Genomic DNA, 18902 nt, shown 5'->3' with positions numbered 1-18902 from the left:
CCGCCCCAAAACACCCCCCCCCCCGCCCCCCCCCCCCCCCCCCCCCCCCCCCGGGCCCGGCGGGGCCCCCCCCGCGGGGGGGGGGGGGGGGGGGGGCCCCCCCCCCCCCCCCCGCCGGTCGCCCGAACCTACGGTCGGACCTCAGCGCAGGACGCGAATGGCCATGACCGACCCGTCCTGGTTCAACGAGACCGGCCCCCGCCACTTGGCGTCCCAGGGCTCGCCGGGCCACTCCGCGCGCAGCGCGTTGGCCCTGCGCCTGTACTGCTCGACCCGGCCCTTCGCGAGATCCTCGAAGAGGTCCCGCGCAACCCCGGAGAAGGCCTCCACACGCGTGCCGTTCAGCCGGAACACGTGATCGGTACCCACGAAGTCGACGCCGTGCACCGAGTGCACGACGTCTTGGACGATGCCCGTACCCGCATGCGTGTACTGGTCGAAGTGGCCCTTCCCCTGGCCCTTCGACAGATAGCGGGCAGTGGGCTTGCCCCCACCGGTGAAGGCCAGCAGACCGGCCGCGTCCGCGTGGGCCAGCACTCGGCGGAACCACCGGTAGTCGTCGGGCCTGACGTGGTAGCCGGACACCATGCGGGGTTCCTCGGTGGTCCCCCACGCGAGGTCGATTCCGGGTACGACGGCGTGCTCTTCCGGTTCGACATCGTCCGGGAGGTTCAGGTCGACCCCGTCCGTTCCACCGGGCACGTGTAGAACGCCGTCTCCGGCTGCTTCCAGCACGTGGACGGTGATGGGTTCCTTGCCCGGGATCTCGGTACCGAACACCATGGCCGGCGTCTCATCCGGGCGTCCGATGTGGACCGCCTCGACGTGCACCGCCGCAGTGGACAACTGGGCGTGCACCTGCGCCGCCTTGCCGTGCCTCCCCTTGCAGGCGACGAGTACGACCTTCGAGGGCTCTCCGGGCCTCCACACTTCCAGAAAGAAGTGCGGGCGCTTGGCCGACCGGTGCGCGGAGCCCTCCTTACCGGTCAACGTCCACCCTGCGCGGAGGGCGATCTCCGCGTCGATGACCGACACCGAGTGGCCCGGATACCGCCGCCCGAGGATCTCCTGGGCTGCGACGAGGGCGAACCCGATCCCCAGTTCCCCGGACTGGACCGCCTTGTAGTGGCGCATCGGGTTACGGCCCTCCGTGGAGAGCGTCATGAAGCTCCCGTGGTTGCCGTCCAAGGCCTGGCAGTACTTGAGGCTCGCCCAGTGCTCGGCCAACCCCCGGCCTGCTCCTTGCCGTGCCAGAACGTTGGCCCGGCCGAGAGTGTGCAACAGCTTCCACGGCGTGAGCTCGATCGAGTACCCGCGGTCGCTCGCCGGCACCTCCCGCAGCCCCGGCTTGCGTCGCAGCGGCTCCTGGTTCTTCTCCCGCCGGTCCTTGTCGTCCGTATCCGAGACCTCCGCGACGCTCCCGGCCAGACCAGTGGTCGAATGGATCGCCACGTTCCACGGCCGGACGAGGTCCTTGAGTACGGCTGCCGCCTTCTTCCCCATCGTCTCTCCTTCGAAGTGGTTGCGGATCATGCGGTGCGCTGACGGTTCGTGCCCGGTGCGGCTACCGGGCACGGTCGGGGTGGGTGTCGGCGAGATCGTTCAGGGCCGCGTTGACCACCTGCCAGCAAATGCTCAAGGTGTCGCGGTCGGGCCGGTGGCTCTGCCGGGACTCGGCCTTGGGGTGGACGAAGTTCCGGTACCTGCGCAGCTCGTGGCTGAACTTCTCGGCGTCCGGACCGATCCATCCGACTCGGTGACAAGCCTTGATCAACTTGTCCAGACTGATGTTGTCCTCGGAGTCCCGGCCCAGGAGAGACGGATCCCGTTCCACGACGGTCTGGAGGAGCACCCCCTCCATCAGCGACCCGAGCATGATGATCGCCGCGACGTGGGCACCGTTGGCGTAGCACGTGCGGGCCTCGTCCAGACGCCACTGGAGCAGTTCCGCCATGGCTTCATCGGCGATGAGGTCCGTCATGACGACCTTCAGTTCGGTGGAGCCGTAGTGCGTCGGGTGGACCAGCGCCGGGTCGCACGGCACCAACCGGGGGCTGCCGCCGGGGTTCTCCAGCCGGAACCCCTCGTGGATGAGGAAGGTGTTGACGGCTGCCACGACCTCGGTGAGCAGGCCGGGCTCCTCGAAGTACTCCCGGGGGTCGGCCAGCCTGAGCAGCACCTTCTCGATCTCCCCGGGCTGGTCTCGCCGGGACATCAGCAGTTCGGTGGCCCATTCCCTGCGGTACTGGCCGTCGTACTCGGGCACCTCCTGCCAGCCGGCCCGCTTGAGGAAGGCCGCGATCTCGAAGCCGCGACGGTAGAGGAGGTCGTCGTCGCCCGCGACGACGCGGGCGAGCTCCTCCAGGGTGTTCTCGTCCAGCATGCGGTCGTCCTGCCGGCTCTGCGTCTGGGTCATGCCGTTCCTTCGGTGGTGTCGGATTCCTGGTGGGGGACGGGTCCTGCGCCGGCCCCGTCGTGGGAGCCGTGCGGCTCCTCCGGCTCGTGGCCCTCGGCACCTTCGTCGGGCAGCTCGTCGCCCTCCGGCAGTTCCAGCCGTGTCCACGGCTGCGCCTCCCCCGGCGGCGCGGAAGGCCGGGAGTAGTTCGCCGGACGGATGCCCTGCCGGTCGAGTTCCTGCCACAGCCCTGCCAGGGCCTCGTTCGGATCGAACCGGAACTCGCTCTCCCGGACACGCCAGAACTGCCAGCCGACCCGCTGGAGTTCACGGTCTCGCTGGTGGTCGTGCCGGATCTGGTCGAGCGTCGAGTGGTAGTAGTCGCCGTCGCACTCCACGCCAAGGCGGCCCCGCGCGCCGACCACCACGAGGTCGATGCGTTTGCTGCCCGCCGGGTACTGGGGCACCACGTGGTAGCCGCGCTCCTTCAGCCGCAGGTAGACCTGCTGCTCGAACAGAGAGTCGAAGGGTGGGCGTCGGACGTCGGGCAGCACGGCGCCGAGGTCCGCCGCCTCCGCCAGCGCCGCCGGCGGGTTCTGCATGTAGCCGAGCAGGTTGAGCCGCAGGTCCCCGGTCTTGAGCTGGTCCGGCGGCACCGAGTAGAAGAGCCGCATCTGATCCTGGGCGCGACTGGCCGCCACGTTGTAGGCCTGCTGCTCGCTGCGCATGCCACCGGCGATCTTCCGCACTCGGTCGACCACCATCGAGAGCAGGATCACGTGCCGCTCGTCACCCTGGAACTGGGCCGGGGTTCCCACCCGGATGCGGTGGCGTTCCCGGACCGGGACCGACAGACGCTGTTCGATCAGTTGCTCAAGCAGTTTGACCTGCCCGAAGCCCTGGAGCACGATGACTCCCATCGTCTTGTGCTCGTACGCCGGGTCCGCGGCCAGCTCGGCGAGACAGTCCACGATCGCCTCGGCCTCCTTGGGGTTGCGGATCCGCCCGTCGCGTCCCTCCGCGACCCCACCCTCGACGTAGCGCGTCAGCAGCGGGTCCAGCCGTTCACCGCCGTACTGCCGCAGTGGGATGAGGCCCGGCGGGGTGTAGAACGTGGCCGAGGACCACCCGATGATCTCGGGCATGCAGCGGAAGTGCTCCTGCAAGCGGATGGTGGATGGGAAGAGCGCCGACAGCAGCTGGTACAGGTTGGAATGCGGCATGTACAACTGGCGCAGGTGGGCCGGGACTTCCGGCAGGTGTGCGGTGAGCCGGTCCTGGATCTGCTGGGTGCGTCCGAGCGCGGAGACCGAGGGCGTGCACTGCTTGTCGTCGCCGACCACGATGATCCTCGGTGCGAGCCACAGCAGGAACAGCGCGTCCATGCCGGCCTGGCTGGCCTCGTCGACGATGACCACGTCGAAGGCGTCCTGCCGGGGCTTGATCATCTCAGCCACCCGCGCGATGGGCATCACCCACGCCGGCACCGCTCCCTGGGCGACGTGCATCGCGCTGTGGGCGGCTGCCTTGAAGTGGGAGGAGCTCTTGCCCTTCCCCTTGCCGTACGAAGCCATGTGCGTGCGGTAGGCCTGGAGCGCCGAGCGCTGTTCCTGGGTCATCCGTACCAGGCAGTGCAGCCGCCCCTGTGCGGCGGCCAGGTCGCCCGTGAGCTCCTCCAGCTTCGCCTCGTGCTCGGTGAGCTCACCGTCGAGGCGCTGCTCCCGGCCGGGTGCGCGTTCATCGTCGATGAACTCGGACGCCTTCGCCCAGGCCCAGGCCTCCCGGAGCCGGGCGAGCCGTTCGTCCCAGGCCGGGTCCTCGGCCTCCGCTTCGATCCTGTTCGCGAGCGCCGGCGACGCGCCTCGCAAGCCTTCGAGCAACTCCATGCAGCGACGCCGCCGTTGGTCCCGCTGCTGCGCCGCCGCAAGCGCTTCGAGCTCCTTCGAGTACCGGTCCACATCGCGGTCGCGAAGAGCCTGTGCCATGGCGAGCGCCTCGATCGGCGGGGCCACGCCGTCCTCCGTACCGTGCAGGAGCCGGTCCCACCGGTCGAGCCGCGCCGACGCCTCCTCGGCCCGCTGCCTGCCTGCCAGGGCAGCGACGGCCTCGGCGAAGTCCTGCCACGCCTGGGGTCGGGTCAAGTCGAGGTAGACCCCGTGACGGACCAGGTGTTCGTCGACCTGCTCGCGGATCCGGCCGAATCCGTCGACCTCGGCGAGGTGCCGGTACCGTTCGGACAACGCCGCCAGCCGTACCTCCAGCGGCGCGTCCGGAAGCGCCGCACCCACCTGTTCCCAACGCGCCGCCACAGCGGCGAGAGCAGCATGCGCATGAAGGTGCGCCAACACAGCGCCCAGGTCGCCGTCAGCGGCCGGTACCTTTCCGTCCACCGTGCAACTGCCGAGGAGTTCCTCTGCTTCCCGCTGCACCCTGGACGCGAACCGGTTCCGCAGCCGGCGGCCGCCGGACAGGTACTCCCGCAAGGCCGGGATCGTGGCCGCCATGCGGCGCGCACGCTCGGGAGTCAGGCCGTCCGGAATGACGACCGTCCGCAGACCGGCGCGGTCGAGGCCTTCGGTCACCTCGGGCAGCACGCCCGCGACATCGGTGACACGCTGCCAGAGGTCGGGGTGGCGCCGGGCCAGCCGGTCCGTCAGCGCGCGGTCCACCCAGCTCTCGTTTCCCCAGCGTGTGGCCTCCCGGTGAGCGCCCAGGCGGTGCAGTCGGTTTCGGCCGTGCCCCAGGAGCTCGGTCAACCTGTCCGTGACGCTGGTATCCAGCGAGGCCAGGACGTTCCGCACCTCGATCGCCGCCGGGGAGAGCCCGTTGACGCTCAGCCGGCTCGCCGCGAGGGCCGTTGCGACCTGGCCGGAGGTCGGCAGAGTGTCCGCGGACGGGAAGACCCCGGACTCCGCCCACTGCCCGGCCCCCTCCCGTAGCAAGGCGAGCAGCTCCTCCGCCTGCACCGGGGACAACGGCGGTGTCACAGACGCCCGGTCCGGCAGCCTCCCGATCCAGCTCAGCCGTACCGCCTCGTCCTGCACCTTCCGTACGATCGCGGCGAGCGTCCCCGAGTAGCCCGGTGCGACCTCCGGATGCTGGTAGACCTCCGCCTCGCGCAAGGAGATCACCTGCTCGGTCAGCAGCTTGATCCTGCTGCGCACCTCGTAGCGGCGCTGGGTCAGCCGACGGATCTCGTCCCGGAGCTGGTCGGTGTCACCGACCGCCACCTGGTCGCTCAACGCGTTGATGGTGCGTTCGAGTTCATTCGCACCGTCCTGGCTCGTCGTGCTGAGCAGGAGCACGCACAAGTCCCGCACGGCTGGCGGAAGTTTGTCCCGGAGCACGGTCAGCGGCTGGTCCTTGGCGCTGGTGACGAGCACCCGCTGCCCCTGGGCCAGGAGCGCGGAGACCAGGTTGGCAATGGTGTGGGTCTTCCCGGTTCCGGGTGGTCCCTGCACCACAACACCGGTGTCGCGCTGCAACCGCTGCAGCACCGAGCGCTGCTGGGCGTTGGTCTTGCCCGGGAACAGGGGCTCGTCGCCGAAGAGCGCGGGCGCCTGCCGACCACCCCAGTTCGCCCGGTCCTCGGGGTTCAGCGACATCACCAACTGCGCGAGCCCGAGCGGAGCCCGGCGCTCGGACACCACGCTCTCGGCGATGCGGTCGTAGAAGTTCAGCACCGCGTTGCGGTCCCTGGGTCGCATCAGGAGAGCGGGGGCGAAGGTGAGCCGGGCACTCGACTCCGGCCCCGCCGGAGGACGCCAGTTGGTGCTGAACGCCACCGGCCGCGGCAGCACCAGGTCCAGCCACTGCGAGAGACAATCCAGCGCCTCCTCGCTCAACAGATGGAGGGGCCGAGCGGACAGCTCCTCGTCGTACGCCGCCGCGCGCTCCGGCACCCAGCCGTCGTCTGTGTCCAGGAAGTCCCGGTCCTCGAGGCGGACCGCTCCGTTGTCCGTGAGCCGTACGGTGATCCGCGCAGTCCGCCGGTCCACGCGGGTCTCCACCCGCCGGGACAGCACGTGCCGGTGGATCACACCGCCGCTCGGCTCCCTCCAGGTCAACAGGCCCACCGTGAGCACCAGTTCGTACTGGTCATCCTGCTGCACCAACTGCTGGTGCCAGTGGTAGACCTTCTCGTAGAGCTCGCGCTGCGACCGCTCGGACCGCTCCCGCTCGGCCCAGAGCCGCCACCGCGTGAGCCACGGTCCGTACGCCCGCAGGACGTCCGCAGCCTCATCCCGAACGACGGTCGCCTCGCTCTGCCAGCCTTCACCACCCGTTTCCGACTCCCCGGTCCGGTACGGGCCTTCCTCCGCGAGCGGCGGGTCCTCGGCGTCGGCGTCCTGACAGAGCCGCTCGTCGACCCATCCCTCCAGCACCGGCGGAAGCTCCGGCGCCGCAGCCTGCGGAACGTGGTCCAGGATCAGCAACGGACGGCCGTCGTCGCCGGATGGCCGGGGCACCTTCGCGGGAAGGTCGGCCAACCAGAGCGGACCCCAGGAACGCGTGTCCCGGAGCCGCTGATGGCTGTTCTGCACGACCTCGCGCAGGAAGCCGACCAGCGCAGCAGTCTGACCGATGACATCGGGATCCCCCGCATGTCGCCGTGGAACGCTCACCATTCTCCCTTCGATCGGTGACGAACGCTCCAGAATGGGGGCAGGCAGCGCCGCCGGAAACCATTCGGCGAAGAGTGGCCGATTAACTGCTGAGTGATGGCCGACATTTACTCAGCAGCCATTCAGACCATCACCTCAAATAGCTCATTGAATAGAACTCGATTCCCTCTATCGAACATGTAATTGATTCCCGATCGGACGAGGTGGGGCATGAAAAAATCCCCCTGATCCGCCAGGGGGCAAGAAGCCAAATGTGAGATCTTCCGACCGCATACGGCGCTGCGGGAGTCCTCTTGCACTCCGAACGCGCCGCGGCCAGGGCCCGATTCGGTGAATCGGGCCCTGGCCGCGGTTGGTGTCGCTCCGCTCGGCCGGGCCGGCGGTGGGGGCTCAGGGCCTGTCTCTTGGATTTTGTCGGATCAGGGCGCGGCGCTGGGGTGCGTACATCGCAAGGCGGAGGTGGGGGTACCTCCCGGCCGAAGGCTGGGGGAGCGTCGCGCACCCGGCAAGGATCCAAGAGACAGGCCCTACGTGCGGATGCGGCGGAAGACGGCGGTGAGGAGGAGTGCGGTCAGCGCCAGGAGGATGCCGGCTTCGACGAGTTGGATGGGGACGAGGTGGTCGGCCGGGTGGTAGCGGAGCCAGGAGGCGGTGGCGCCGCGGCAGTCCTTGCGGTCGGAGAAGGTGAAGCTGCAGACGCTGGTGCTGATGCGGGAGCCGTCGGAGAGGATGACACCGCGTTCGAGGAGCCAGGCGTTGGTGGGGTGGGCGGTGCCGACGGCGGCCACCTGGTCCACGGCCGGGTAGAAGGAGGCGCGGGCCCAGGCGACGAGGCCGTGGGTGGCGGCGACGAGGGCGCCGGTGAGGAGCATCGCCGGCACGGTGCGGCGGACGAGTTGGCCGACGAGGACGCCGAGAGCCAGCGCGAACAGGGACCAGGCGATCGGGGCGAGGCCGAGCGCCGGGTAGGTGAAGAACTGGAACGGCGGGTCGAAGGCGACCGGGCCGTGCACGATGTCCGTCCACCACACCCAGGTCATCAGCACGGCGATCACGCCGCTGAGGGCCAGGACGGCGAGGCCGGGGACGGCGAGGCGGACGGCCAGCCAGCGGATCGGGCCGACGGACTGTGCGCGGATCAGGCGGATGGTGCCGCGTTCGTACTCCTGGGCCAGCAGCGGGGCGCCGACGAACATGCCGAGCAGCAGCGGGAGTGCGGCGACGGCGGGTTGGAGGACCTGGAGGTACCAGAAGTTCGGCCGGTCGAGCGGCTGGACGAGCTCCCAGCAGTGGGCGTCGCTCCAGGACTCGGGGTAGTAGCAGTCGGTCCGGCGCAGGGTGTCCACGATGCGGGCGCAGGCGATGTGGATCCAGAGGAGGTCCGCCACCGCCAGGACGAGCAGTACGCCCAAGGCCCAGAGGAGGAAGCGGTTCTGCCGGAGAACCAGCCAGAGGAGTCCGCGCAGGCCGGGGGTGGCGGGGGCGGGCCGGGCGGTGGCGCGTTCGGGCAGGACGGTCGTGCTCATGCGGCCACCTCGTTCGGGTTCTTCCGGTCGGCCAGGCCGTCGGCCGGGCCGGCTGCGTCGGCGGGGCCGCGGAGGTAGCCGAGCAGCAGGTCCTCCAGGCTCGGCCGCTCGCTCTCCCATTCGCCGTCCAGCGGGTCGCCGGTGCGGACCAGGGCGATGGCCCGGCGGCCGCTGACGCGCTGCTCGACCACCGACTCCGCGGCCAGGGAGGCGCCCTGGGTGGCCGGCCCGGTGAGCAGCCGGTGCCCGTCGAGGATCTCCTCGAGGTCGCCGGCCAGCCGGATGCGTCCGCGCTGGACGAGCAGCAGGTGGTCGATGACGCCGTCCAGTTCGGGGAGGATGTGCGAGGACAGCACGATGCTGGTGCCGCGTTGGGCGGCGGCCGACATCAGGGTGCCCATCAGCTGGTGCCGGGCGAGCGGGTCGAGGTCGGCCATCGGCTCGTCGAGCAGCAGCAGGTCGGGGAGCTTGCCGAGGGCGAGGGCGAGGCAGACCCGGGTGCGCTGGCCGCCGGAGAGCGAGCCGATCCGCGCTTTGGGGTTCAACTCGCCCTGGTCGATGATCTGTTGGGCCAGCGTCTCGTCCCACACCGGGTTGAGCTCGCGGCCCATCCGGATGGTCTCGGCGACGGTGAGGCCCGGGTAGAGCGGCTTGTCCTGCGGCACGTAGGCGACCCTGGCGCGCAGCTCGGGCGCGCCGGCCGGGGCACCGAGCACCGTCAACTGGCCTTCGGTGGGCTTGAGTTGTCCGGCGGCGAGGGAGAGCAGGGTGCTCTTGCCCGCACCATTGGGGCCCACCACGCCGCAGATCCGCCCGGCCGGGACGGTGACGTCGCAGTCGCGCAGCGCCCAGCCGCCCCGGTACTTCCTGCCGAGGCCGGTGGCTTCCAGGGCCACCTCCTGCGCCACCCTCTGCGCAGTCTCCGACACCGGGGCCTGCGGCTCCGGCGCCGTGGTCGTCGGGTCGTCCACCCGGTCCCCCCACTGTTCTCGTTCGGTGTTGCCGGGGCGTCTCGGGCCCCGGTGTCGAGGCGCGCGGCCCCGGTGTCGGAGCCTCAGGCCCCGCTGTCGGGGCCGGTGACCCCGGTGTCGAAGCGCTGCTCCAGGACGGAGGCCATCAGCGCGGCGATGTCCTCACGCTCCAGCCCGGCCGCGCGGGCCTGGTCCACCCATCCGACCAGGTCCGCGCGCAGCGGCCCGTCGGCCGCGGCCTCCGGCCGGGCGAGCGAGCGCCGGACGAAGGTGCCGAGCCCCGGGCGGGGTTCGACCAGCCCTTCGCGTTCGAGTTCGCGGTAGGCCTTCAGCACGGTGTTGGGGTTGATCGCGGTCAACTCGACCACCTCGCGGGCGGTCGGCAGCTTGTCTCCGGACTGGAGCAGTCCGAGCCGCAGGGCCTGCTTGGTCTGCTGCACGATCTGCTGGTAGGTGGAGACGCCGCTGCGCCGCTCGATGCGGTACTCGATCACCGGCTTTTCGGCCTTTCACTAGTTCAATAGTGGAATAGTGGCCCACTGCGGCGCGCGGGTCAAGCCGGACCCGGGGGGTGCCGCCGGGACGCCCCGTACGTGGCGCTTCAGGGGCGTTGCAGCAGGAGCAGGCCGTCCTGCTCGATCAGCGGCCGGTAGCCGCGCTCCCGGTAGACGCCCAGCATCCGGGCGGTGTCGGCGGTGGCGCACGGGGACCGCACGCTCGGGTCGCGCAGGTCGACGGCCACCCACTGCGGCCCGGGGCCCACCGGCGCCCGGCACGCCAGGGTGACCTCCGCCCTGGCGGTGAGCTGGGTCGCCAGCCGGTTGGAGGCGGCCACGGTGGCGTCGTCGGGTATCCGACCGAGCAGCGCCCGGGTCTCGGTGAGCCGGGGCGAAGTGCGCCACGCCTCGGGCATCACCACCTCGTGCAGCGGGTAGAGCGGCAGCGTCACGGCGGTCACCAGGGCGCTGACGGCGAGCGCACGCCTGGCTCGGCGTACGTCGACGCGTCGCAGGACGTCGACCAGGGCGGCGAGCGCGATCGGCATCAGCACCGCGCTGTAGTGGTAACTGACGCCCCAGTAGTGCGAGTTGTCCGAGAGCAGCCGCCAGGCGAGGGTGGGCACGCAGAGCAGCAGGAGCGGCGATCGGAGGCCGGCGAAGCCGGCCGTGGCGGCGAGCAGGAACAGCAGCAGCCACTTGACCGGCGGCCAACCGAGCCGCAGCGGCAGCGCCCAGAGCGAGGGCTGCCCGCCGCCGTCCAGCTGCCGCCAGTAGTCGAAGCCGCCCTCCGGGTTGAAGGCCGGCAGCACGACGAGCACGGTGAGCGCGGTCGCGGCGAGGCCGAGGACGGCGAGGGCGAGCCCGGGCAGCGGACTGCGGTGCCGCTCCCGCCGGGCCTGCCAGGCGATCAGCGCGCCGACGGCGGCCACCGTCAGCCCCAGATCCTCCTTGACCAGCAGCAGCGGCAGCGACCAGAGCGCGGCGGCGAGCGGTCGGCGCCGGCCGAGCGCGGTGACGGCGAAGGCGAGCAGCGGGACGGCGAAGGCGATCTCGTGGAAGTCGTCGGCCGCCGCCCGGACGATCCCCCAGGAGGCCCCGGTGGCGCAGCCGACGAGCAGCGCCACCCGCGGCCCGGCCACCTCGTGGGCCCAGCGGGTCAGCGGGACGACGGCGAGCGCCATCAGCAGCGCCTGGACGACGACGAGGGTGAGCGGGCTCGGGAAGGCCCGGTAGGCGGGGGCGAGGACGGCGATCAGCGGGTGGAAGTGGTCCCCGAGCAGGTGGTAGCCGGGCCCCTTGAGCGGCACGATCGGCGCCTGCCCGTGGGCGTACGCCCGGATGGCCTGCTCGAAGATGCCCAGGTCGTAGGCCTTGCTGAGGCCGCGCCGGTGCCGGTTGACGCCGACGCAGGCGTACAGCGCGGCGAACCCGGCCGCCAGTGCCCAGGCGAGGACGGCGGGGCGGCGGGCGAGGGGTGTCGCGCGCCGGACGGCCAGTGCGAGCACGGCGGGTTGCGCGGGCGGAGAGGCCAGGGACAGCGGGGACGGCCGCGAGGCCGGGGAGACGGGAGCGGGCATCGGCAAAGTACCCTTTCACTATTCGATTAGTGGAAGGGTGGTGGAAGCCGCGAGAACCCGTCAAACCCGGCCGGGCGACGCCGGCCGGGCCTTCGGGCTGCCCTCCAGGGGCCTCGATCCGGCTCACTCGGCCCACCCGGCTCACTCGGCCCAGTCGGACCCCAGGATCACCTCCACGAAGTCGCCGCGCTCGAACCCCGGCACGAAGTGGGCGAGCACGTCCGCCTTGACGTTGCCGAAGGTGGTGTCCGGGCGGTTCCTGATCCCGTCGGTGAACGCGGCCAGGATGCGGTTCTTGAAGTCGGGCCGCGGGTGGGCGGCGACCACGGCGGCGCGCTCCTCGTCGGTGACGGCGTGGTAGCCGATGCCCAGCACGTCCAGCTCCACACCCCGGGTGACCAGGGCGATCTCGGGCGCCATGTGCAGCGGGATCTCCGGGGTGGTGTGCAGGGCGATCGCCGTCCAGACCCGCTGCGCCGGCTCGCCGGCGATGCCGTGGGACTCCAGGAAGCGGCGGGCCTCGTCGGCGCCGTCGATCTCGAACCGCTGGTCGGTCCGGCCGAAGCGGTCGGTGAGGCCGAGGTCGTGGAACATCGCGCCGACATACAGCAGCTCCGGGTCGAAGTCCAGCCCCTGCTCGGCGCCGCGCAGCGCCCCGAACAGGAACACCCGGCGCGAGTGGTCGAACAGCAGCGGCGAGGCCGTCTCCCGCACCAGTTCCGTCGCCTCCCGGGCCAGGGCGCTGTCCGGGATGCGCACGCCCGCGATCGTCTCCACGCTCTTGTTCGTCATGATTTCCTCCGTTTTCGCCGCTGTTCGGCTGACTTCTCCACCTTCGCCCACCGGCTTAGGCTGTCACCATGTCCGTACAGACGCATGCCCCTCGGATTCAGACATGAGGCGCCGGGTCGCCTTTCTCGTGTTCGACGGGGTGACGCTGCTCGACGCCAGCGGTCCGCTGGAGGTCTTCCACCAGGCCGGCCGGCGCGGCCACCCGTACGAGACCGTCCTGGTGTCGCCCGCGGGCGGCACCGTCACCGCCTCCAACGGCGTCTGCCTGGCGGGCACCACCACACCGCAGGACACCGAGGTGCCCCTCGACACGCTGGTGGTCGCCGGGGCCGACCACCTGGTCACCGAAGGCCCCGCCGAGCCGCTGCTCGCCGCCGCGGGCAGCCTCGCCCGGCGGGCGCGGCGGGTCGCCTCGGTGTGCAGCGGCGCCTTCGTGCTCGCCGCGCTCGGGCTGCTCGACGGCCGCCGGGCCACCACCCACTGGCGTCACGCCCCCGCCCTCGCGCAGCGCCACCCCCGGGTACGGGTCGAACCCGACGCCCTGCACATCCAGGACGGCCGCTACCACACCAGCGCCGGCATCAGCGCGGGCATCGACCTCGCCCTCGCCCTGGTCGAGCACGACCACGGGGCCGAGGCCGCCCGCGCCGTCGCCCGCGAGCTGGTCGTCTTCATGCAGCGCCCGGGCGGCCAGTCGCAGTTCTCCACGGCCCTGGCCACTCCACCCGCCCGCAGCGACGTGCTGCGCGCCCTCACCGACGCCGTCCTCGCCGACCCCGCCGCCGACCACGGCCTGCCCGCGATGGCCGCCGGCGCCGCCGTCAGCACCCGGCACCTCACCCGGCTCTTCCAGGCCGAGTTGCACACCACCCCGGCCCGCTGGGTGGAACGCGTCCGCCTCGACCGCGCCCGGCAACTGCTCCTCGACGGCCACAGCGTCACCGCCGCCGCCCGGTACAGCGGCCTGGGCAGCGACGAGACCCTGCGCCGTGTCTTCGCCCGCCACCTGGGCACCACGCCGACGGAGTACCGCAACCGCTTCGCCAGCACCCACGACGGCACCGGCTGACACCTGGCGGGAACCGCCACCGCCGGGTGCCGCCAGGGGCGGCTTGACCTTGACGCTACGTCAGGGTTGGAGGCTTGCCGCATGAAGAACGAGAGCACTTCCACCGCCCCGCTCCACCCCCCGGTCGGCGGCTTCCGGGAGATCGACGGACGCCGCCTCCACGTGCACCGCCAGGGCGACGGCGGGCCCGCCGTCGTCTTCCTGCCCGGCGCGAGCGCGATCGGCCTGGACTACTTCGGGCTCCAGCAAGGCGTCTCGCGGTTCACCACCGCCGTGGTGTACGACCGCGGCGGAACCGGCTACAGCGACGAGGCGCCGCTGCCCCGCACCGCCGCCGAGGTCGCCGCCGAACTGCGGGAACTGCTGCGCGCCGAGGGCGTCCCCGGCCCGTACGTGCTGGTCGCGCACTCGCTCGGCGGCGCCTACGCCCACGGGTTCGCCCAGCTGTACCCGCAGGACGTCGCCGGGCTGGTCTGGCTGGACGCCTTCCACCGGGACTGGGACGACTTCGTGCCCGCCGAGGCGAGCCTGGCCGCCAGCGTCCGGATGTCGCCCACCGAGGAGCAGCTGCGGCAGGCGCTCCCGGCCATCCGGCGGATGTGCGAGGAGCTGCTGGTGGACTACCCGGCGGACGTCCGGGACGCGGTGGTCGCGTACCACGTGAGCGAGCGCTGGATCCACGCCGGCATCGCCGAGCGCGCCTCGATGGCCGACCTGGCCGACGAGCTGCGGGCCGGCCCCGGCCTCCCCGACGTCCCGGTGATCGCGCTCACCCCGCTGGGCATCGACCCCGGCCAGCAGGCGCTGATGTCCGAGGAGACCCTGCGGGCGATGCACGACGGCAAGACCCGGCTGGACGCGGCCATGGTCGGCGCGGTCACCGACGGCGAGCAGCGCGTCCTCTCCGACACCGGCCACAGCCAGCTGGTCTTCGAGCGGGCCGATGCCGTGGTCCAGGCGATCCGCGACGTCGTGGACCGGGCGGGCCGCGCCTAGACTTCGTCCCGCGATCCCCCTCGACGTCCACCGCGACCTCGACCTCACCCCCCGACCTCGACAGAAGCGGAGCCGGACGGTGCTCACGATCAGTCAACTCGCGTCGACCGCCGGCGTGACCGTGCGCACCGTCCGCCACTACCACCAGGTCGGACTGCTGCCCGAGCCCGAACGTGACGGCTCCGGCTACCGCCGGTACAGCGCGCAGGCCGCGGTGGACCTCATCCGGATCAGGACGCTCGCCGACGCCGGGGTGCCGCTGGCCCGGATCCAGGCCCTGCTGCACGCGCGGCCGGAGGAGTTCGCCGCCGCCGTCACCGACCTCGACGCCGAACTGGAGCGCCGGATCGGGCAACTCACCGAGCACCGCCGCCGGATCGCCGACCTGGCGAGCGGCGAGCGGCTCGCACTGCCGCCCGAGGTGGTCGCCATCCTGGACCGGATGCGCGCGCTCGGCGTCAGTGAACGGTCGGTGCTGCTCGAACGCGACACCTGGATCCTGCTCCAGGTCCTGGACCCGGAGGCCATGCGCCGGGGCATCCGGGAGAAGAACGCCAGCTTCGACGACCCCGAGACGACGCGGCTGTTCCTGCTCTGCGACCGGTCGCTGGACTGGGAGCCCGACGATCCGCGGGTGGACCGGCTGATCGACGACCTGGACGCCTGGGAGCTCGCCCACGGCCGGGACAGCAGCCGACCCGGCAACCAGGCGGTGATCTTCGCCCGGATCGCCGAGGCCTCGCCGACCTGGCAGCGCGTCCTCGGCGTGCTCGCCCACCGCGCCAAGGAGCGCCGCCTCGCCGGCGAGAGCCGGGCCGCGGCACCGCCGCGGAAGCGTTGACGTCGGATTCACGCCAGCCCAACCCCCGGTCGCACTGGTGGACTTCGGGTCACAGACCCACCACCCGTCGACAGGACCTCCGGCATGCCGACCGGCACCACCCCACGCTCCGCTCCGCCCGCCCCGAAGCCCCACACCCGGGACGGCGGCACCCTCGCCGTCCTCGCCGTGACCACCGGGGTCTTCTCCATCGTCACCACCGAGATCCTCCCGATCGGCCTGCTGACCCCGATCGGCGCCACGTTCCGGATCTCCGACGGCACGACCGGGCTGATGATGACCCTGCCCGGCATCGTCGCCGCGGTGGCCGCACCCGTGGTGACCGTCGCGACCAGGCGCGCGGACCGGCGGACCATGCTCTGCGCACTGCTGCTGGTACTGACCCTGGCGGACCTGCTCAGCGCGCTCGCCCCGGCGTACTGGGCGCTGCTGACCGCCCGGATCGCCCTCGGCCTGGTCATCGGGGCGTTCTGGTCGATCGGCTCCGGGCTCGCGCCGCGCCTCGTCCCCGAGCACCGGCGGGCCCGGGCGAACACGCTGATCTTCTCCGCCGTGCCGCTCGGCTCGGTGCTCGGCGTGCCGGCGGGGGTGTTCCTCGGGTCGCTGGCCGGCTGGCGGGCGGCCTTCCTCGCGATGGCCGCGCTGACCCTGGTCGCCCTGGCCGCCCTCCTGCGGTCGCTGCCGCCGCTGCCCCCGCTGACCGTCACCGGGCTGGGCGTGCTGCGCGGACTGCTGGCCGGTCGGGGCACCCGTACCGGCATCGCGGTGACTCTGCTGATCGTGCCGGCCCACTTCGGCAGCTACACGTACGTCACCCCCTTCCTCACCGGCACCACCCACGCCGGCACCGGACTGATCACCGCCCTGCTGCTCGTCTACGGCGCCGCCGGACTGCTCGGCAACGTCCTGGCCGGCGGCCGCGCGGCCCGGGCACTGCGGCCGGTGTTCGGCGCGGCGACCGTCCTGCTCGCCGCCGCGGCCCTGCTGCTGCCGCTGCTCGGCACCGGCGGTCCGGGCGCCGCCGTCCTGCTGACGCTCTGGGGCGTGGCGTACGGCGCCGTCCCGGTCTGCTCGCTCACCTGGTTCCTTGCCGCGGCCCCGCACGCCCCGGAGGGCGCCGGCGTGGTGTTCACCTCGGTGTTCCAGGCCGGCTTCTCGGTCGGCGCGCTGACCGGCGGCGTGGTGGTGGACCGCTCCTCCCCGACCACGGTCATGCTCCTCGGCGGGACGGTCGCGCTGCTCGCCTCGGCCGCGGTGTGGCGGTACGGCCACCGGGTCCGTCCCGCGCCGACGCCGTGACGCGCCCGTGCCCCGGCCCTGGTCGTCGGCGCGGTTCGTGGTGAGAATGCCGGGGTGCCGTCAGCCCACCCGCACGTCCTGCGGGGTGGGCGGGTGGGCTGACGGCACCCCGCCGGGACGGTCCCGGGCGGGTGCGGACGGAAGGACGGCCGGCGGATGGGCAGCGAGCGGGTGGGCAGCGGTGGGCAGACGGCCCCGGCGTTCCAAGGGCGGTTCGGCGACTACCAGCACGAGATCTACCTGCGCGGGCTCGGCGGTGTGCTGCCGACGATGCCGATGGCCTTCACCGAGCTGGAGGCGCGGGCGAGCGCGGCCCTGGCGCCCTCGGTGCTCTCCTACGTCGCGGGCGGGGCCGGGGACGAGTCCACCCAGCGCGCGAACGTCGCTGCCTTCGACCGGTGGGGCCTGGTGCCGCGGATGATGGTCGGCGCGAGCACCCGAGACCTCTCGGTGGAACTGTTCGGCCTGCGGCTGCCGACCCCGCTGTTCATGGCGCCGATCGGGGTGATCGGCCTGTGCGCGCAGGACGGCCACGGGGACCTCGCCACCGCCCGGGCCGCCGCCAGGACCGGCGTGCCCATGGTCGCCTCCACCCTGACGGTCGATCCGCTGGAGCAGGTGGCCGCCGAGTTCGGCGACACCCCCGGCTTCTTCCAGCTCTACACCCCCACCGACCGGGCGCTGGCCGAGAGCCTGGTGCACCGCGCGGAGGCCGCGGGCTACTGGGGCATCGTCGTCACCCTGGACACCTGGGTCACCGGCTGGCGCCCGCGCGACCTGGCCACCGCCAACTTCCCCCAGCTGCGCGGCCACTGCCTCGCCAACTACACCTCCGACCCGGTGTTCCGCGCCCGCCTCGCCAAGGCGCCGGAGGAGGACCCGCAGGCCGCCGTCCTGGAGTGGGCCGGCATCTTCGGCAACCCGCTGACCTGGGACGACCTGCCCTGGCTGCGCTCGCTCACCAACCTGCCGATCCTCCTCAAGGGCATCTGCCACCCCGAGGACGTCCGCCGCGCCAGGGACGGCGGCGTCGACGGCATCTACTGCTCCAACCACGGCGGCCGCCAGGCCAACGGCGGCCTGGCCGCCCTCGACCTGCTCCCCGACGTGGTCGCCGCCGCCGACGGGCTGCCCGTCCTCTTCGACTCCGGCGTCCGCTCGGGCACCGACGTCGTCAAGGCGCTCGCCCTCGGCGCCACCGCCGTCGGCGTGGGCCGCCCGTACGCCTACGGCCTGGCGCTGGAGGGCACCGACGGCATCGTCCACGTGCTGCGTTCCCTGCTCGCCGAGGCCGACCTGCTGATGGCCGTCGACGGCTACCCCACCCTGGCCTCCCTGCGCGCGGACGGTGCGCTGCGCCGGACCTGACGCGACATCGGGTCTCGGTGCCCACCGGAGCCCGGCGGGGCTTGCCGGGATATTCGGGACGGCCCTACGCTCGAACGGCACAAATCGGGTCCGTACGTTCCCATCGGCCGGGAGGTCCGCCATCATCCGAGTCCTGCTGACCGCCTTCGAACCGTTCGGCCGCGATCCCCTGAACTCGTCCCTGGAGGCGGGCCGGCTGGTCGCCGCCGCTCCGCCGGCCGGAGTGGCCCTGGAGTTCGCCGAACTCCCCTGGGTGTTCGGCGACTCGATCACCGCACTGCACCGGGCGGTGGCCCGCTTCGAACCCGACCTGGTCATCGCCACGGGCCAGGGCGGCAACCGCCCGGACCTCACGGTCGAGCGGGTGGCGGTCAACCTCGACGACGCCGTCCGGGGACCGGACCGGAAGGGCAACCAGCCGGTCGACCAGCCGGTCGTCCCGGACGGCCCGGCCGCGTACTTCTCCACCCTGCCCGTGAAGGCCTGCGTGGAGGCGGTCCAGCAGGCCGGGATCCCGGCCACCCTCTCGCACACCGCCGGCACCCTCCTCTGCAACCACGTCTTCTACGGGCTGGCGCACCTGATCGCCACCGAACGCCCAACGCTGCGTGGCGGGTTCGCGCGCCTGCCCTACCTGCCGAGCCAGGCATCCGGCCAGGAGAAGAGCGCCTCGATGTCGGCGGAGACGGCGGCCGAGGGGGTGCGCATCCTGATCCGCAGCGCCGTGGCCACCCTCCACCCGCCGCCCGTCGGCACGGTGGCCGCACCGCGCCGGCGGAGCTGGCTGTCCCGCCGGGGCGGCTGACTGTCGGCGGGCATCGTTCCGCGGCAAGCCCGGAAACGCGAATAACCCCCATCCGGAATCCGGATGGGGGTTATTCAGAAGAATTGTTCGGCGGCGTCCTACTCTCCCACAGGGTCCCCCCTGCAGTACCATCGGCGC

General features: G+C 72.2%; 14 protein-coding genes. 6 read left to right on the top strand and 8 right to left on the bottom strand.

The features are described 5' to 3' along the window. Nucleotides 1-141: 141 nt before the first annotated feature. The 8 genes from ACGF0D_RS42590 to ACGF0D_RS42555 form a co-directional block, all read right to left on the bottom strand. Nucleotides 142-1533 (bottom strand): hypothetical protein, encoded by a 1392-nt coding sequence (locus ACGF0D_RS42590; RefSeq protein ID WP_392878171.1) that lies wholly within the window; start codon nucleotides 1531-1533, stop codon nucleotides 142-144. Nucleotides 1534-1564: 31 nt separating this feature from the next. Continuing rightward, nucleotides 1565-2416 (bottom strand): hypothetical protein, encoded by an 852-nt coding sequence (locus ACGF0D_RS42585; RefSeq protein WP_392878173.1) that lies wholly within the window; start codon nucleotides 2414-2416, stop codon nucleotides 1565-1567. Then, the gene (locus ACGF0D_RS42580) at nucleotides 2413-6885 is read right to left on the bottom strand and encodes an AAA domain-containing protein (RefSeq protein ID WP_392925703.1); all 4473 of its coding nucleotides are present in this window, start codon (nucleotides 6883-6885) and stop codon (nucleotides 2413-2415) included. Before ACGF0D_RS42580 ends, ACGF0D_RS42585 begins: the two co-directional genes overlap by 4 nt. A 662-nt stretch (nucleotides 6886-7547) precedes the next feature. Further along, on the bottom strand, nucleotides 7548-8546 hold the full coding sequence (locus tag ACGF0D_RS42575) for a hypothetical protein (protein WP_392925701.1): 999 nt from the start codon (nucleotides 8544-8546) through the stop codon (nucleotides 7548-7550). Continuing rightward, nucleotides 8543-9454 (bottom strand): ABC transporter ATP-binding protein, encoded by a 912-nt coding sequence (locus tag ACGF0D_RS42570; RefSeq protein WP_392925705.1) that lies wholly within the window; start codon nucleotides 9452-9454, stop codon nucleotides 8543-8545. Before ACGF0D_RS42570 ends, ACGF0D_RS42575 begins: the two co-directional genes overlap by 4 nt. A 146-nt stretch (nucleotides 9455-9600) precedes the next feature. Further along, a complete protein-coding gene (locus ACGF0D_RS42565; protein WP_392925699.1) occupies nucleotides 9601-10011 on the bottom strand; it encodes a GntR family transcriptional regulator in 411 nt (136 codons plus the stop codon). Nucleotides 10012-10118: 107 nt separating this feature from the next. Then, nucleotides 10119-11594, bottom strand: a complete 1476-nt coding sequence (locus ACGF0D_RS42560; protein ID WP_392925697.1) for a DUF2079 domain-containing protein — start codon at nucleotides 11592-11594, stop codon at nucleotides 10119-10121. Nucleotides 11595-11735: 141 nt separating this feature from the next. After that, entirely contained in the window at nucleotides 11736-12386 is a 651-nt protein-coding gene (locus tag ACGF0D_RS42555; RefSeq protein ID WP_392878180.1) for an HD domain-containing protein, read from the bottom strand. Between the two features lie 103 nt (nucleotides 12387-12489). Here ACGF0D_RS42555 and ACGF0D_RS42550 point away from each other — a divergent pair, with 103 nt between their 5' ends. The 6 genes from ACGF0D_RS42550 to pcp all read left to right on the top strand — a co-directional run bounded on the left by ACGF0D_RS42550 (nucleotide 12490) and on the right by pcp (nucleotide 18764). Continuing rightward, complete coding sequence (locus ACGF0D_RS42550) at nucleotides 12490-13455, top strand: GlxA family transcriptional regulator (protein WP_392925695.1); 966 nt, start codon at nucleotides 12490-12492, stop codon at nucleotides 13453-13455. An 81-nt stretch (nucleotides 13456-13536) separates the two neighbouring features. Next, nucleotides 13537-14451, top strand: coding sequence for an alpha/beta fold hydrolase (locus tag ACGF0D_RS42545; protein WP_392925693.1), 915 nt, complete (start codon nucleotides 13537-13539; stop codon nucleotides 14449-14451). Nucleotides 14452-14530: 79 nt separating this feature from the next. Next, nucleotides 14531-15292, top strand: coding sequence for a MerR family transcriptional regulator (locus ACGF0D_RS42540; protein ID WP_392925691.1), 762 nt, complete (start codon nucleotides 14531-14533; stop codon nucleotides 15290-15292). A gap of 84 nt (nucleotides 15293-15376) precedes the next feature. After that, nucleotides 15377-16591, top strand: a complete 1215-nt coding sequence (locus ACGF0D_RS42535) for an MFS transporter (RefSeq protein ID WP_392878188.1) — start codon at nucleotides 15377-15379, stop codon at nucleotides 16589-16591. 156 nt (nucleotides 16592-16747) lie between these two features. Then, nucleotides 16748-17959 (top strand): alpha-hydroxy-acid oxidizing protein, encoded by a 1212-nt coding sequence (locus ACGF0D_RS42530; protein ID WP_392925689.1) that lies wholly within the window; start codon nucleotides 16748-16750, stop codon nucleotides 17957-17959. 121 nt (nucleotides 17960-18080) lie between these two features. Then, entirely contained in the window at nucleotides 18081-18764 is a 684-nt protein-coding gene (pcp, locus tag ACGF0D_RS42525; protein ID WP_392878225.1) for a pyroglutamyl-peptidase I, read from the top strand. The last annotated feature ends 138 nt before the right edge of the window (nucleotides 18765-18902 follow it).

Source organism: Kitasatospora sp. NPDC048298 (genome assembly GCF_043201465.1).
Lineage (GTDB): Bacteria > Actinomycetota > Actinomycetes > Streptomycetales > Streptomycetaceae > Kitasatospora.
This window is presented reverse-complemented; position numbering and strand designations above follow the sequence as displayed.